Source organism: Polynucleobacter sp. MWH-UH19D (assembly GCF_040409795.1).
GTDB lineage: Bacteria > Pseudomonadota > Gammaproteobacteria > Burkholderiales > Burkholderiaceae > Polynucleobacter.
On the sequence record NZ_CP099571.1, the window covers coordinates 612410 to 628317 of the forward strand.

A 15908-nucleotide genomic window follows, 5' to 3' on the forward strand; every position below is an offset into this window, starting at 1 on the left:
TAGGATTTGACATGATCTACAAATCAGCTAAGGCTTATGCAGCAAACGAAGTATTGACTGGGGTACATGGTTCAGATCCTGGTCAGCTGATTATTTTGGTGTATGAGCGTGTATTTGATCATTTGAAGCTAGCAAAACAAGCTTTGGAAAATGGGGATTATGGGATTGAGCCATTTACAAAAGCGCATGATCTTATCCAGCAAGGTTTATTGGCATGCTTAGACTATGAGGGTGGCGGGGAAGTGGCCTTAAGCCTTGGCGCAGTCTATGAATGGGTTTTGCGAGAAATGTTGAGCGCAAGATTAACCAAGTCACCAGAAAAAATTCAGGCTATCTTAGATATCCTGACTCCACTTTACGAAGCCTGGTTAGCGCTATCGCCAAAAGAAATGATTAATCATTTATCCGCTGATGCATCGATGGCGGATGGTAAAACTGAAAGACGGGTCGCCAACTCATAAAGCTGGCATATTTGGATTATGGCAATTCCAATCCCCCCTAATTTGCCGATTAATCCATTAGTTGATTTTCATCGCAACGATTTAATTTCCCCGCCATCTGCACCTGCAGTGGTTGAAAGTTTGGCCGCAATTGATCCTCGAGTGGCGCTCAATATGCCCTTGCCAGTAGTTGATTCTTCTGCAGGAGGATCTTTACAAGATGCTTTGCAAAGTGCTGTGGGACGCGGTCAACAAAGTTCAGTCCTCACTGAGCCTGAAGTAGACCAAGCGGTATTACTGGAAATCTCAAGTCTGACGGCCGATCAAGCTGAGGCTAGCGCGCATCCATCCCAAACACGTATAGATAGTTTGTTGTCGCAAAGTTTGAGTCGAATGGATAACTTGGGTGGCGCAGCTCTGGGTCAATTACTTTCTGACATCTTAGCGGTAGATGTTCCGGAGTTGGGACAAGCGGTAAATTCACAGAATAAAAATTCCGCGCAAGGTGTGGTTGTGAATTGGCCAGGCTCATCTAATACGGGAGCAAACGCCGTTGTCGCAAATACCGCTGACCCCAAAGTGGCCATGAATGTTCTGTATCAAAACTTACAGACATCAGGCATCTTTGCTGCTGACCAATTAAAAAAAGTCTTGTTTCCTGCTAGTGAAGACGGTGATATGCAGGCAAGCGGTATTACTGATGTGCCAGCCGAAGCGCAAAAGCTGGTCTCACAGCTAAGTACCAATGCCCCGCTAGTTCAGGATTCAGTGAAGTTGTTATTGCGTGGTGATTTACTTTGGCAAGGCCAATTAATGCCAAATGTTCAGGGCCGGCTATATAGGGAAGATGCCTGGGAAGCTGATCCGCAAGATCCTAGTCAAATGCAAAAGGGTAGCAAAATCACCATGGAAGTGACTCTCCCAAATTTGGGACCCTTTAAGGTAGTGGGTACGCAATTTGGCGATAGTGTGCATGTTGCAATTGAGGCGTCCCCTGATGCGCAATCTACTCTTGCTAATTCATTTGCGCAGCTATTAGAACAAATGCGGTCTCAGGTTGACCCTGATGCAAAAGTTAGCCTTAAGGGTGAGGCAAGTTCGTAATGGATGATAAAAAGATTCGTAAAGCAGTTGCTCTAGCCTATGAAACCAATAGCGCTGCACCGCGTATCACTGGCCAAGGCGAGGGGTTTGTGGCCGATGCTATTTTGGCCAAAGCAAAAGAGTTTGGTATTCCCACTAGAACCGAGCCTGAGCTAGTGGAGTTTCTCATGCAACTCAAGCTCAATGAATTGGTGCCTCCAAAACTCTATGCTGCAGTTGCTGAAGTGTTAGCGTGGGCATATGAGATTGATGGCAAAACCATCCCTAATCCGAATAACGTCAATATCGGGCGTTAAAGTCACCGGAAGTGATTTTAGGCAAATTCAATTTAGCAAAATGTAAAAAGCAAAAAGCCCGATGACTCGGGCTTTTTAATTATTCAGCGGCAAGAAATTAAACCTGTAAATTGGTCACCTCTTTATAGGCGTCTACTAGGCGGTTACGCACTGCAATCATGCCTTGCAATGAGAGATTAGCTTTTTGCAAAGAGACGATAACATCTTCTAAGGAGGTATCGGAGGCGCCAGTAGAGAAAGACTGGGCTTTTGCCTGAGCACTATTTTGAGCGGTATTGACGTTTTCAATAGCGTTTTTCAGTACAGCAGAGAAGTCGACGCCATTAGCAGCTTGGTTATCGCTAGCAACAGGTTTCCCGCTGGCTGCAGCGGCCAAGGCCTGCATCCGGGTAATCATGGAATCAACGTTGCTTGTACTCATGTGCCTAATTATCTATCAAAAACAGTCAAATTACTTATTCATTTAAAAAGCCAGCATCTTTATAGGATTTGAGCTTGTAGCGCAGGGCCCTTGCTGAAATGCCTAATATCTCTACGGCTTTTGTTCTATTTCCATTTACTTCAGCCAAAACCTTGAGGATGTGTTCACGCTCTACTGACTCAATATCCTGGCTTTCACTTCTGTTTAAAGCAATATCTGTGCCATTTTGCCCAGTTTTGGGGCTTAAATTTGGGTTTTCTGCCGTCTCGGGCGCAGGGGCAGGCTGTCCTTGGGTTGGACTGATTTGGCTGATTTGAGACTCATCTAACTCCAGATCTTGAGCGGAGATTTGATCTCCATCAGCAAGTAACACCGCACGCTGAATAATGTTTTCTAACTCTCGAACATTTCCAGGCCAAGAATATTGTTGGAGCAATGTTTTTGCTGGACCACTAAGAGTCAAAGAATCTCGCCCAATATTCACGCTATAGCGTTTGAGGAAAAATTCAGCCAAAGGAATGATGTCTAGTGGACGATTGCGAAGCTCTGGAACATGGATTGGGAAAACGTTCAAACGAAAGTACAAGTCCTCCCTAAACTTGCCCGCTTTAACTTGGTCTTGAAGATTGAGATTAGTGGCGGCGATGATGCGCACATCCGCTTGAATCGAATCGGTCGAGCCAATACGCTCCACTTTTTTATCTTGCAAGACTCTGAGTAATTTGGTTTGTAACGCTGCAGGCATCTCTCCAATTTTATCTAAAAATAGTGTGCCTTTATTCGCCTGTTCAAACTTACCTGCTTGTGCTTTGGTAGCGCCAGTAAACGATCCTTTTTCATGACCAAACAAAATGGATTCGAGTAGGGTGTCTGGAATTGCTGCGCAGTTAATCGCAATATAAGGGCCGTTTACTCGCTTCGATGTTTTATGAATATGTTGCGCAACCACCTCTTTGCCTGCACCAGATTCGCCGGTTACTAAAACACTTGTATCAGTACCGGCAACTCTCTCGCAACGAGAAAATATTGCAACAGTTTGTGGGTCGACCGCAATGACATTGTGGTCGGCAGATCGAATTTCTGAACCGACAACTTCAGCTTTTTTAGTTTCTGCTGCAGGGGCGCTTGACGTGTTGTCTGCATTTATTGAGCTTGCAGGGCTGCTATCGGATATGGGGTCAGATGAGCGATAACGCGAAATGATTTCAATCAATTGCTGAGGAACAAAAGGCTTAATTAAGAAGTCGCGTGCGCCAGCTTTCAGTGCTTCAACTGCAAGCTTGGCATCAGCAAATGCTGTCATGATCACCACTGGCAAGTCTGGGCATTCTTTTTGCGCAATCTTGAGCAGATCAATGCCAGTCATGCCTGGTAGCTTATAGTCAGTCACTAATACTGTCTTAAGGTCAGGGCGCAACAGAGGCACAACAGTCTCAGCACGTTGGTGTGTGACAAAGTCGATACCCTTCATGCGAAGCGTAACTGCAATGGCTTCTCTGAGGTCTTCGTCATCCTCAACAAGGATGACGGGAAAGCGTTCGTTTACAAGCTCAGTCATAATTTACTCAGACGTAATGGGTAAGGTAATTTTAAAAATAGCACCATGAGGAGAGTTTTCAACGTTAATCGTTCCGCGGTGCGCCTCAATCGTATTTTTGGCAATCGATAAACCAAGGCCAGTACCGTTCGCGCTGGTTGTAGAAAATGGCTCAAACAAAGAATCAATAATCGTTGATGCAATACCAGGGCCTTGATCTTCGATCGTGATCATCAGCTTTTTTGCATCAACTTGCGCTTGTAAAATCACCTTGTCTTTTGGTTTAGAAACACTTAAAGCATTTTCTAAAATCGCTACTAATGCATTGGGTATCGATTTGGGTTCAACCAATAGCATGCTTGATGCAGGAATATCGCTTTGTACATTCAAACCAACATCATTGCTTTCAAAGAGGGCTTGAATACTTGCTTGTGCTTCATCAATGATTTGCTGCGCGCTAACCAACATCGTTTTCGTTGGTCGATTTGAAATAAAGCGCAGCATGTCTTGCGACAATTTTTCAAGATCAAGTAATTGCTTGCGAAGACGATTGGCAAATTCTTTCGACATGTCTGGAGCAAGATTGTCGTCACAAAGGTGAGATGAGTAGAGCAGGGCAGTTGCCAATGGCGTACGAAATTGATGCGCAATGCCTGCCGCCATTTTTCCCATGGCAGTGAGGCGATTTTCTCTTTGGGTCTCTTGATGCAAAGAAATATTGGCAGTGATGTCTTGGATTTGAATAAAGCTGCGACTGCCTTCATCAATACGAATGACCTGCACCGTTTTTTGGGGTTTTGAACTCGATGTTTCCGTATTGCCAATTAAGCCAATTACATATTCCCCAGGGGCAATCGAGGGCTGCCAGTCACTCGGAATCTCAAAGGACTGACCAGCGCTCAGCCCGGGTAGAAAGTGCAAGACTGCAGGGTTGTGCAAAAGCACAATATTGTTTTCAAGCAGGATTACGCCGGCGGGAATGGCATTCATGAGGATGCCTAGCCGTTGGTTGGACTTTTGTAGCTCATCACTTAGCTGATCAATCTTGTCCTGCAGGGCGATTTGCTGAGCCTCTAACTTTTGGGATTCGGCATAAAAAATCGCAAATGCTTCCTCTAGACCCTTAGCATCTAGGCTGGGGCTGCCGGGACTTGCACTTTGTGTGCTTGCGGGTATAGTGGTTTCAGGCTTGGTCAATGGGTATTTGGGGTTATATGTGCAGTTAGTGAGGGTGGCAAATTTTGCCTCTTTTTTCACAATATGGGCATAGGATATCAATATTTAGAGAAAATGGGCAAAAAGGTTCTATATTTAGTGCTATTATCTTTTTTAGAATTTTTGCCTGATTTGACGGAAATGAGCGATTGAGCGAAGAAGCACAGCCCGGAATACAGGAAAGCGAAAAGGACGCGGCAGTAGTCAATATTGGCTCTAAGCCGGCAGCCTCTGCTGTTCCAGCATCAGCCCCGAGAGAGGGCAAGGTAAAACTCCCCTCAAAATTAGGTGAACTCCAAATGCGCTATCAAGCGCTAGGAATGCAACAACGCCTCATTGTTGCCGCTGCCTTGTTTTTATTTATCTCAGCCCTCGTTTTTGTCACGGTCTCGGGCCGTAGCAAGGATGATTATCGGGTTCTGTTCTCTAGTGTGAATGAGCGTGATGGGGCGGCTATTGTGGCGGCCTTGCAGCAAATGAACGTGCCGTACAAGTTCACCGAGGGCGGTGCAGCGATTTTGGTGCCTGAGTCATCGGTTTATGAGACCCGTCTGCGATTGGCCGGACAAGGTTTGCCTAAGGCAGGTAACGTTGGTTTTGAATTGCTGGAAAACCAAAAGATGGGTACTAGCCAATTTGTGGAGCAGGTGAACTATCAGCGTGGTCTTGAAGGTGAGTTAGCGCGCAGCATCAGCTCTTTGGCGCAAGTTAAATCCGCGCGTGTGATGCTGGCCATTCCTAAGCAAACCGCCTTTATGCGTGAGCAAGAAAAACCAACCGCATCAGTTGTGGTCACCATGCACCCAGGCCGCTTTTTGGATTCCCAGCAAGTTGCCGCTATTACTAATTTAGTGGGATCTTCTGTTCCAAATCTAGGCCCTGCCAATGTCACTATTGTTGATGCAGAAGGAAGCTTGCTTGCCCCCAACGCGCAGCGCTTAATGGGTCTAGATAGCAATCAACTCAAATATGTTGCTGAGTTAGAAGGCGCACTCTCAAAACGCGTGCAAGCTATTTTGGAACCGGTAACCGGTAAAGAAAACGTACGCGCACAAGTGACGGTGGATATGGATTTTGGTGAGCTTGAGCGCACCGAAGAAACATTTGGTCGTAACTCACCCCCTAATCAATCATCCATTCGTAGTCAACAATCCAATGAGGCTGCAACGCCGAGTTCATCAGCATCCGGTGTTCCTGGTGCATTGACCAATCAACCTCCAGGCGGTGGGCAAGCCCCGATTAATGCTGCTGGCGGTGCTGCAGGCAATACAGGTCCACAAAATCTCAATGCGCCACCATCAAGCTCAAGCTCAACTGCTAGCAACATTAAAAAAGATTTAACGGTGAACTACGAGTTAGATCGTGCGATTGAGCGTATCAAGTCGGAAAAAGGTAAGGTAAGAAGAGTTTCTGCTGCGGTAGTGGTGAACTACAAACAGCCTACAGGGGTTGATAAAGATGGCAAGCCATTAAAGCCCGTACCGTTTAGCGCTAAAGAGCTTGATCAGATTAATAATCTTGCCCGCGATGCAGTGGGTTACACAGAGAAGCGCGGAGATAGCGTAAGCGTTGCCAACATTCCGTTTAAGTTAGAGGTGCCTGAAGAGCTGGCGTTTTACAAACAGCCTGGCGTCATTGAGCTTAGTAAAGAATTCTTTAAATTTGCCATCATCTTAGGATCTTTGGGCATTATGTTCTTTGGCGTAGTGAAGCCATTGCTCTTTCCCAAGAAAGTCGACGATGCTTTGGAAGAGCAGCGTATTGAGGAAGAGTTTGATGAGAAGATCAAAGCTGAGATGGCGCAGATGGATCCAAAACTTCGCGAGAAGCGACGGATGGAGATGGAGCTGCTAAAGGAGCGTCAGCGTATTGCTGAAGAGGAAGAGCGTCAGCGGGTTGAGGAAGAAAGAAAACGCATGGAAGAGGAGCGTCTTCGCTTGGAAGAAGAGAAAAAGAACGAGTATGAGTCGCTTCTCAAGTACGCAACTGATTTTGTGGCTGAAAATCCGAAGGTGGTATCCGGCATCTTTAAAGAATGGCTCGCTGCTGATGCTGAGAAAACTAATTCAGCAAATGCTGCTGCCGCTGCCGCAGGTTGAGATAAAGAGTAGATAACATGGCTGATGAAGAAGTCGAAGCACCGAAAAGCCTCTCGATAGCAGAGGCACTTAAAGAAGGCGTTAAGGGCGCTACCCAAACTGGTGCCCTAACCTTCGAAGAGCTCGATGGTGCTTCACGCGCCGCGGTGATTCTGCTCGCCGTTGGTGCTGAGTCAGCGGCAAATGTGCTCCGCACGATGACTCCATTTGAAGTGCAAAGACTATCTGGAAAGATGGCGGTGGTGCGCTCACTCAGTCGTGATTTGGTATTGCAAGTGCTACGGCAGTTTAAAGATGTCACTGAGAATAACTCTCAAGTGGCATTCGATACTGATGACTTCATGCAGAACATGCTGACAAAAGCGATGGGTGCAGAGGGCGCATCTGATTTGCTCGGCCGTCTCGAATCAACGCTAGACATGTCTGGTATTGAAACGCTCAAGCGGATGGAGCCTGATGTACTCTATGAGATGATTAAAGGTGAACATCCACAGATTGTCGCAACCGTGATGGTGTTCTTGGAGCCTGGTCAAGCAGCTTCGGTATTAAAGCTCTTCCCAGACGATTTGCGTAACGAACTGATTTTGCGTATCGCCTTGTTAGAAAAAGTCCAACCTGCCGCTCTGAAGGAATTGAACGAAGTCATGTCACGTTCTGCTGGTCCGGATGCGGACTTCCGCAGAAGTACTGTTGGTGGCGTAGTGCCTACGGCTGAGATTCTGAATATGCTTTCTGGCGGTCTTGATAAGCAAGCGCTTAAAACCATTCATGACTTCAATGCTGAGTTGGCGGATGCTATTCAAGAGAAGATGTTCGTGTTCGAAGACTTCAACGATATCGAAGATCGTTCTTTGCAAACCTTGCTCTTGGAAGTTCCACAAGAAACCTTGGTTATGGCACTCAAGGGCGCAAGCCCAAAGCTACGCGAAAAGCTCTTCAAGAATATGGCCAAGCGCGCCGCCGATGGCGTACGCGAAGATCTCGAGACACGCCCACCAGTCAAGGTGCAAGAAGTCGAAGAGATGCAAAAAGAAGTTATTCGTATCGCACGTACTCTGGCAGAAGAAGGCCGCATGATTATGGAAAGGGGCAAGTCAGCCGATGCCTTCCTCTGATGAGGACTCTCTGCTGACGAGGTGGGAGCCACCCTCCTTTGATCCTCCAAAGCCCCCTAAACCTCCCAAGGTTCCGCCCGTCCTTTACCCTACGGTTGAAGAAGTAGAAGCTATTCGTGAGAGTGCCTACAAAGAGGCTTATGAGTTAGGCAACAACCAAGGCTTTGTGGAAGGCCGTGATGCTGGATACAAAGAAGGTAAAGAATCTGGTTATCGCGAAGGTTACGAGCGAGGTTATGCAGATGCCGATCAAGAAACGAGGCGTCTGCAAGATGCCCTTGGTCAATTACTGGAGGCGCTAAGGGGAATGCCCGAAGCCATTGCGCAACCCCTGATTGAATTTACTTATGAAACCGCATCACGCCTAACTGCTAATGTTTCAATGGAGCGCGCACCATTTGTAGCAGCAGTTCAAGAAGCGCTGATGCGCTTGCCACGTCCTGGTGAAAATCTGTATCTGCGTCTGAATGCAGAAGAAGTTGAGACCTGGAAAAAAATAGTGGATGATCCTGGCCTGCCATTTAATTGCACGATATTAGTAGATGCCGATGTCAACCCAGGACACGCATATGTTGAAGTGAGTGGTGCACGCATTGACGTAGGTGAGCAGGCACGCATTGCATTAGTAAGAGCTGCGCTTGGTTTGGATCGTGATTCAATTGAGCAAGATTTAAGCGTCCAGAATTTAAGCGAACAAATGTTTAATAATCAAGAAAATGAAGCGGCTCTTGGTTATCAAGATGTTGAGAGTAGTTATCAAGATGACTCTGCTGCAGGCGATGAGGTAAAACCAGAGTGAGTCATTTGCAGCCGGCTGAATTGGCAAATCAGTTAGAGATGCGTAAGCAGCACTTACTCGAAACGCCATTATCCATTCGTGAAGGGAAGTTAAAACGCGTTTCAGGCATCGTGCTTGAGGTAGAGGGTTTGCCGATGAGTATTGGTGCGGGCGCCACCATCCTCTCCGAGTTAGGTGGCAAAACCTATGATGCTGAGTGCATTGGTTTTAATGGCGCCATTACTTATCTCATGCCAATCGATGCGATGGAGGGGATTTCTCCAGGCGCACTTGTTTATCCAACCAATACCCCATTTAACTCGGGTAGTGGTTACACCTCAAATAGCATTGGTGATCCTTTGCCAATTGGTGAGGATTTATTGGGAAGAGTGGTTGATGGCTTAGGTCGTCCAATCGATGGTAAAGGTTATGGTGAAAAACAACTCACGCCTTATATTCAGAGAACGTTAAACCCGCTAGATAGAACGCCGATTCACGAACCCTTGGATGTAGGTATTCAGGCGGTCAATGGATTGCTAACAGTTGGTCGCGGTCAGCGCGTTGGAATTTTTGCTGGTTCTGGTGTTGGTAAGAGTGTTCTTCTAGGAATGCTCGCACGCAATTGCGTTGCTGATGTGATCGTGATCGGACTTGTTGGTGAGCGTGGTCGTGAGGTTAGAGAGTTTTGTGAAGATACTCTAGGACCAGAATCATTTAAGAGATCAGTTGTAGTAGCGGCTCCAGCTGATGCTTCGCCACTTGCTAGATCAAAAGGCGCTTCCTATGCGACTGACGTAGCTATTTGGTTTCGCGATCAAGGCAAGCACGTGGTGTTGATCGTGGATTCATTGACACGTTATGCCATGTCTTTGCGAGAAATTGGCCTAAGCTTGGGTGAGGCGCCAGTTGCTCGTGGTTATCCGCCAAGCGTATTTGCCAGAATGCCAGAGTTGGTTGAACGTGTTGGTAATGGCGCCAATCCTAATGGATCAATCACAGCGTTTTATACCGTTCTCTTGGAGGGAGACGATACAAATGATCCGGTGGCTGATACTGCTCGCGGCATTTTGGATGGCCACTTTTTCCTTTCTAGGGAATTGGCTGATAGTGGCCACTACCCAGCAATCGATGTGGAGAAGTCTATTTCTCGCGTCATGCCTAAAGTTGTTTCAAAAGAACACTTACTATCAGCTCGTCGCTTAAAGCAACTTTACAGCCGCTATATGCGAGGCAGGGATCTAGTTTCTATGGGGGCATATATCGCTGGTACTGACCCAGATTTGGATGCCGCTCTAGCTGCTTGGCCCAAAATTCAGGCCTTTTTACAGCAAGATGCTGAAGTGACGATTCCAATCGATCAAACCGAAAGGTTGCTATTCGAGATTGCTCCGCCAACAAGCCAGTAATTTAATTCCAAGTTAATTTCCTTTAAATGTCCGCCATTGAGCTTCTACTCCGCTTAGCAAAAATCCGTGAGGATCAGGCAATGGCTAGAGCCAAAAGGGCGGCTGGTCAGGTAAATCAGACAAAAGCCTTTAAAAATCAGGTACTTGAATACGCTAAAGATTATGAAATTCAAATGTTGGCAGCTTCTAATGGGAGTGTTCCAGTATCTTTTGTGCAAGATGCAAATGCGTTCAGAGAAAAGCTTATACAAAGCTCTGTAGAGATGGATGGGCAGATTCAGGGGCTCTCAAAAGCCTCTGAGGAGACATTAATGACCGCAACCCAGGCCAGAATGCGCACCCGCGGACTAACAAAATTGGTCGAGAAAAAGCGGCACGAAGCCAGGCAGAAAAGGGCTAAGGCGGAGATGAACCAGTTTGAGGATAACTACGCCGCCAGACTGAATGTGAATTCTGGCACGAAAGATGCATAGTAAGAAGTGTTCCTTTTGGAGAGGCTATGCCAACAGTAAGTCAAATTCGGATGCAAGCAGTAGCTAATAGCGTAAATAACGCTATGGCGAAGCCTGGCGTTACGCCCGGTGGTTCTGCTACGCCCGGTGGCTTTGAGGCTTTCTTAGCTGCACTAGATCAAACTCAAATGTCCCGTCTTAATGCAAGGGCTGATTCTGGAGTCTCGGGAAGCCAAAATACATTGCCTGTTGCTTCTAGAGGGCAAAATTTGCCGCTTTCAGTTCAAAACACGGAAGATACTGCAAAAAATTCCGATCCACTTCAGCTTTTAATGGCTCAATTGGCGGCACAGAGCTTGGCAGCCCAAAATGCAGCTGTGCAAGCATTTGATGCAAAAAATCAGGTAACGCCTGGTATCGCTTCAAATCAGTCTATGAGTGTTGAGGCTTTGATGGCTAACCTCAATGGAAAGGCAAATGGCTCAACTCAGGATTTGGCTGCCTTAATGGGGCAACAAATTGATTCCAAGCAGGCTGCATTAATCAGTCAGGCATTAACCAAGGCATTAAAGGCTAATGGCCAGGCGCCAGATGCTCAGATCCAAAGTCAGGTTGCAAGCCTACTTCAAGCTTTGCAAGCTAGTGGAGCGCAAAATCAAGCTTTTGGTCAGTCTGGCGCACAGAGCCCTGCTCAAATTGCTAGTGCTATTCAGGCTTTTGCGCAAAAGAATGGAATTAATTTGCCCCCAGAGGTTCAAACCCAATTAACGAGCTTGATTAACCAAGGCAATGATCAGTCCTCCGGCATCAAGTTGCTTGGCGTTCAAACTGACGCCACCCTTCAGGCTGGAGCAGTTGACCCCACTAAAGCAACAACGATTCAGAATCTCACTGAGGGTAAGCAGACTCCAGTGATGACAACTGCCGCTGATAAATTACCAAAAGCTAAAACTGCAGATGGTCCGCTCTCTGTTAATACGATTAATGATAAGAATCACGGAGTTAAACCTGGTTCATTAATTGATGATGCTGTATCAGCAATGGCCAAAAATCAGGGTGAGTCTGCGAAGTCTGATCAGGTTGATCAACTGACTTCTCAAAATCTTAAAGATCAGCCTGATTTGAATGCGCTGTCAGCTAATAACAGTGGTCTTGCAAGGATTGAGGGTCATTCATCTGCTGCTCAAAAGATGGAGTTAAAAGCGTCTGAAGTCTCCTTGGCCTCAGGCCCATTGCATTCCGAAGTCATGAGCGCAGCTAAGTCAGGTGGCGGCAGAATTATGTTGGAATTAACCCCTCCTGAGCAGGGCACTATTCGCATTGATTTGCGCATTAATTCCGCTGGGCAAGCCCACTTAATTGTTGAGGGTGCTAGCGATGCAACCAAGTCCCGTTTAGATCAGGGCGGTCAAAACCTGAAAAATGAATTTGCTCAGATGGGCCTAAATTTATCCCTGGATTTAAGACAGGGCGGGCAGTCACAGCAAATGCGCGACCAAGCCTCTTTTGGCGGGCGTCAGCCTGGTTACAACAGTATTTCCTCAAACCCACAATCTTTAAGCCCTTCAATCTCAGTCAATTCCATCGGTTCAGGTGATAATAGGGGCAATAGCAGTGCAGTTCACCTGTATGCTTGATACTATTTAGTAAAGAGGATGAGTAATGGCTGAAGAAGAGCGCGTTGAACCGACCTTAGATCCAAACGCAGCTGCCCCACAGGCAGCTGTTGCTGCTCCTGCAGGTGGTCATGATTCCGAAGAAGAAGCGCCCAAACCAAAAGGTAAAGGCAAACTATTAATCATCGTTGCTTTAGTAGTTTTGATAGCAGGTGGTGTTGGCGGTTACATGTATATGAAACATTCTGCCGAAGAAAAGCACCGTCTCGAAGAAGAAGCTAAGCGCCCAGAGAATATTCTCAAAAAACAACTAATGGAGCGCAAAGAAAACGCGCCTCCAATCTACATTCCTTTGGAAGAAATGGTGGTGAACTTGCCTGGTCGTGGCGGTGAGCACTATTTACAAACCAAAATTGTTCTGCGTACTAATGATTCTTCAACTGAAGGCAAGATTAAAAATTTCATGCCTGTGATTCGTGACAAGATCATTACCGTTTTGTCTTCACGTCAAATGCAAGAATTGGCAACGGTTGAGGGTAAAGTGATGATGGCTCGTGAGATCGCCTTAGTCATTAATTCCATCATTGCGCCACAGCTCACTGCTATTTATGTATTGCAGCAGCAACCGGGCACAGCCGATATGCAAAATCTAGAGCGTATTGGCGCAGTACCTAAAGAAACTTCATCAGGTCAAAAGATTACTGGTGAAGCTGCTAGAGCGGCTGCAGAGTTTTGGAATGTGACTGAAATGGATTTGCCAGTACAGGCAGTGTTGTTTAGTTCTTTTGTGATGCAGTAATCAACCACTTTAGAAAGTCCATTTAGGAAATCATGGCGGCAGAGGAAATAAATGTCGAGATGAATATTGACGCTGAAGATCAGCGTGCAATGTTTGACAAATCGAAAATTATTGCTCGGCGCCGCATGCCGACTTTGGAGCTTATCCATGAGCGCTTTAGTCGTGCGGTTCGCTTAACACTCTTTAATATGATTCGCGCACCGATTGAGGTGCAAATGCATCTTCCGATCGTGAAGAGCTATCAAAAATTCGTAGATGAATTTCCTGAGCGTACCAACATTAATATTGTTGGTATTCGTCCATTACGGGGTGTGGGTTGTTGGATTGTTGATCCAGGTGTTGTTTACATTGCCATTGACAATATGTTCGGCGGTGAGGGGCGTTTAGCGCCACGCTTAAACCTGCGTGAATACACTGCCACAGAGCTACGGATTATTCGCCGCTTGGTTGATGCCTTTTTGAATGAATACGAAAAGGCATGGAAGTCAGTCTATGAAATCAAGTTTGACTTCATGCGCCAAGAGACAAACTTTGGTTTTGCAAAAATTACCTCACCTGGTGAGATGGTGTTGCACTCTAAATTCACGATTGAAATTAATGGTCGCCCAGGTGACATTGATCTGTGTATTCCATTTTGGGTGCTAGAGCCAGTTAAAAGTATTTTGTACAACAATATGCAAGGCTTTGCGACTGAGCCCGATCAGCATTGGACCGATCTACTCAATGATCAAGTTCACGAAGCTCCCGTTACCGCGGTAGCGGTTCTTGCTCGCAAGCAAATGCTTCTGCGCGAAGTTACCTCGTTATCGGTGGGCGACATTATTCCGATTGAAATTAATGATCCAGTTACTGTTTATGTTGATGGCTTGCCAGTGATCAAGGGGCAATATGGCACTAAGGATGGGCGCTACTCTGTAAAAGTGGGCACTATTCAACACCCTGCTGAGTTCCTGAAGAGCCCATTAGAGAGTGCTCGTTTGGGTCCCAGCATGATGCGTAGCGCTGAAAAGGGTGAGCTTTATGAGCAGTTACCTGAAGGCAGTCAAAGTCACCCAGAAAATTTAGGCTCTATGCCTGCTGGAGATACAATTAGCACCATTGCTGATGGCTTAATGCCAGACGGCCCTAACGCATAAAGAAGGCGAAGAATAAGAGGATTACGATGGCTGAAAATGACAATGATTTAGCAAAATCGCTTACCAGCACCGACGTATCCGGATCATTACGTAAAGCCACCTTTAATAATTTAGAGGATGGCGCTAAGGCAGGCGCTGATTTCAACGAAATTGATTTAGTGATGGATGTGCCAGTTCAGGTCACGGTTGAACTGGGTCGCGCCAAAATGCAAATTCGTAATTTGCTCAACCTGACTTATGGATCGGTAATCGAACTCGATATCTTGGCAGGCGAACCACTCGAAGTAGTGGTCAATGGTTGCTTGGTGGCTCAGGGTGAGGTGGTGATTGTCAACGATCGCTACGGTATTCGTTTAACCGATATCGTTACGCCTGCTGAACGCCTCCGCAAAATCAACCGCTAATTAGCATGGGCTCCTCGGTGGGAGGTATGTTGCTCTTTTCCTTTATTTGGCTTGCCCTTGCTGCAGCGCTCATTTGGGTCGTTGCGTATTTGGTGAAGCGCGATTCAGCAATGCGTGCTAGTAATCCCCATGTCAAGATTTTGGCGCAGCAAGCCTTAGGTCCGAGAGAGCGTGTAGTGGTTCTCAATGTATTGAATCGAATTTTAGTTGTGGGTCATACACCATCGCAAATTTCACTGATTACTGAGTTAGAGCCAGAGGATGTGGCTAATCTAAAACCACAAACTGCTAGCGTTGATTTTGCAAATAATTTGCGACAGTTTGTTAAAAGGAAATTGGGTTGAAACGCAAAATATTCTGGTGGTCGTTTGCAATCACAGCCCTTATCGGGCTGTTTCCTTTAGTTGCATGGAGTCAAACACTGCCTTTGGTGACTGCCAAGCAGGGCGGCGGCGGCACCATTTATGCAGTTCCAGTTGAAACCGTTTTAGCATTAACGGCTCTCAGCTTTTTGCCAGCTGCACTTGTCTTAATGACAAGCTTTACTCGGATTCTGATTGTGTTTTCATTGTTGCGTCAGGCTCTGGGTTTAACAACCATGCCTCCCAATATTGTCTTGATCGGACTCTCATTCTTCCTAACGCTGTTCATCATGAACCCAGTGTTTGAGTCTATTTATAAGAACGCATATCAACCATACTCTGCTGGCAAGATGGGATTTCCTCAGGCGGTAGAAGTGGGTGCTAAGCCATTAAAAGAATTCATGCTCAAGCAAACGCGCCGAGATGATCTGAATTTATTTGCTAAGCTTTATGGAAAAGAAATCGAGGCGCGTGAAGATGTGCCTTTTACTGTTTTGATTCCTGCATTCGCTATCTCAGAAATCAAAACGGGATTTTTAATTGGCTTTGTTATTTACTTGCCATTTTTGGTTATTGACTTTGCAGTGGCTAGTATTCTGACTTCACTTGGTATGGTGATGGTCTCGCCGATGATGTTTTCTTTGCCGCTGAAGTTGATTGTTTTTGCATTGGCTGATGGCTGGGCTCTATTATCTACTTCTCTCGTGCAAAGCTACATTAACTAAGCG

General features: G+C 46.2%; 17 protein-coding genes. 14 read left to right on the forward strand and 3 right to left on the reverse strand.

The genetic code is table 11. The annotated features are described in order from the left end of the window. Positions 1-11: 11 nt before the first annotated feature. Genes fliS through NHB34_RS03125 form a run of 3 tightly spaced genes read left to right on the forward strand, consistent with a single transcriptional unit; the run spans position 12 to position 1840 of the window. Positions 12-461 (forward strand): flagellar export chaperone FliS, encoded by a 450-nt coding sequence (fliS, locus tag NHB34_RS03115; RefSeq protein WP_353428176.1) that lies wholly within the window; start codon positions 12-14, stop codon positions 459-461. 18 nt (positions 462-479) lie between these two features. After that, positions 480-1544 (forward strand): hypothetical protein, encoded by a 1065-nt coding sequence (locus tag NHB34_RS03120; protein ID WP_353428177.1) that lies wholly within the window; start codon positions 480-482, stop codon positions 1542-1544. After that, on the forward strand, positions 1544-1840 hold the full coding sequence (locus NHB34_RS03125; RefSeq protein WP_353428178.1) for an EscU/YscU/HrcU family type III secretion system export apparatus switch protein: 297 nt from the start codon (positions 1544-1546) through the stop codon (positions 1838-1840). Before NHB34_RS03120 ends, NHB34_RS03125 begins: the two co-directional genes overlap by 1 nt. A gap of 97 nt (positions 1841-1937) precedes the next feature. On the opposite strand, the gene fliE is transcribed toward NHB34_RS03125, so the two are convergent. The 3 genes from fliE to NHB34_RS03140 are packed head-to-tail and all read right to left on the reverse strand — an operon-like array spanning position 1938 to position 4995. Next, on the reverse strand, positions 1938-2261 hold the full coding sequence (gene fliE / locus NHB34_RS03130) for a flagellar hook-basal body complex protein FliE (protein WP_353428181.1): 324 nt from the start codon (positions 2259-2261) through the stop codon (positions 1938-1940). Positions 2262-2295: 34 nt separating this feature from the next. Further along, a complete protein-coding gene (locus NHB34_RS03135; RefSeq protein WP_353428183.1) occupies positions 2296-3819 on the reverse strand; it encodes a sigma-54 dependent transcriptional regulator in 1524 nt (507 codons plus the stop codon). 3 nt (positions 3820-3822) lie between these two features. After that, entirely contained in the window at positions 3823-4995 is a 1173-nt protein-coding gene (locus tag NHB34_RS03140; protein WP_353428184.1) for a HAMP domain-containing sensor histidine kinase, read from the reverse strand. Between the two features lie 167 nt (positions 4996-5162). Here NHB34_RS03140 and fliF point away from each other — a divergent pair, with 167 nt between their 5' ends. Genes fliF through fliP form a run of 11 tightly spaced genes read left to right on the forward strand, consistent with a single transcriptional unit; the run spans position 5163 to position 15905 of the window. Next, positions 5163-7112, forward strand: a complete 1950-nt coding sequence (gene fliF / locus NHB34_RS03145) for a flagellar basal-body MS-ring/collar protein FliF (protein WP_353428186.1) — start codon at positions 5163-5165, stop codon at positions 7110-7112. A 17-nt stretch (positions 7113-7129) separates the two neighbouring features. Next, a complete protein-coding gene (gene fliG, locus NHB34_RS03150; protein ID WP_173955340.1) occupies positions 7130-8227 on the forward strand; it encodes a flagellar motor switch protein FliG in 1098 nt (365 codons plus the stop codon). Beyond that, entirely contained in the window at positions 8214-9026 is an 813-nt protein-coding gene (locus NHB34_RS03155) for a FliH/SctL family protein (RefSeq protein ID WP_353428187.1), read from the forward strand. The genes fliG and NHB34_RS03155 overlap by 14 nt, the downstream gene beginning before the upstream one ends. Continuing rightward, positions 9023-10411 carry a FliI/YscN family ATPase gene (locus NHB34_RS03160; protein WP_353428188.1) on the forward strand — a complete coding sequence of 463 codons (1389 nt, stop codon included), beginning with the start codon at positions 9023-9025 and terminating at the stop codon, positions 10409-10411. Before NHB34_RS03155 ends, NHB34_RS03160 begins: the two co-directional genes overlap by 4 nt. A 26-nt stretch (positions 10412-10437) precedes the next feature. After that, positions 10438-10884: a hypothetical protein gene (locus NHB34_RS03165; RefSeq protein ID WP_353428189.1), complete on the forward strand. Its 447-nt coding sequence runs from the start codon at positions 10438-10440 to the stop codon at positions 10882-10884. A 26-nt stretch (positions 10885-10910) separates the two neighbouring features. After that, positions 10911-12500, forward strand: coding sequence for a flagellar hook-length control protein FliK (locus NHB34_RS03170; RefSeq protein ID WP_353428191.1), 1590 nt, complete (start codon positions 10911-10913; stop codon positions 12498-12500). 25 nt (positions 12501-12525) lie between these two features. Continuing rightward, positions 12526-13278 (forward strand): flagellar basal body-associated FliL family protein, encoded by a 753-nt coding sequence (locus NHB34_RS03175; protein ID WP_353428192.1) that lies wholly within the window; start codon positions 12526-12528, stop codon positions 13276-13278. 32 nt (positions 13279-13310) lie between these two features. Continuing rightward, complete coding sequence (gene fliM / locus NHB34_RS03180) at positions 13311-14414, forward strand: flagellar motor switch protein FliM (protein ID WP_173955345.1); 1104 nt, start codon at positions 13311-13313, stop codon at positions 14412-14414. A 26-nt stretch (positions 14415-14440) separates the two neighbouring features. Then, on the forward strand, positions 14441-14818 hold the full coding sequence (gene fliN, locus NHB34_RS03185; protein WP_353428194.1) for a flagellar motor switch protein FliN: 378 nt from the start codon (positions 14441-14443) through the stop codon (positions 14816-14818). Between the two features lie 26 nt (positions 14819-14844). Next, positions 14845-15162, forward strand: coding sequence for a flagellar biosynthetic protein FliO (gene fliO / locus NHB34_RS03190; RefSeq protein WP_353428196.1), 318 nt, complete (start codon positions 14845-14847; stop codon positions 15160-15162). Further along, positions 15159-15905 carry a flagellar type III secretion system pore protein FliP gene (gene fliP, locus NHB34_RS03195; protein WP_353428197.1) on the forward strand — a complete coding sequence of 249 codons (747 nt, stop codon included), beginning with the start codon at positions 15159-15161 and terminating at the stop codon, positions 15903-15905. The genes fliO and fliP overlap by 4 nt, the downstream gene beginning before the upstream one ends. Positions 15906-15908 lie beyond the last annotated feature (3 nt).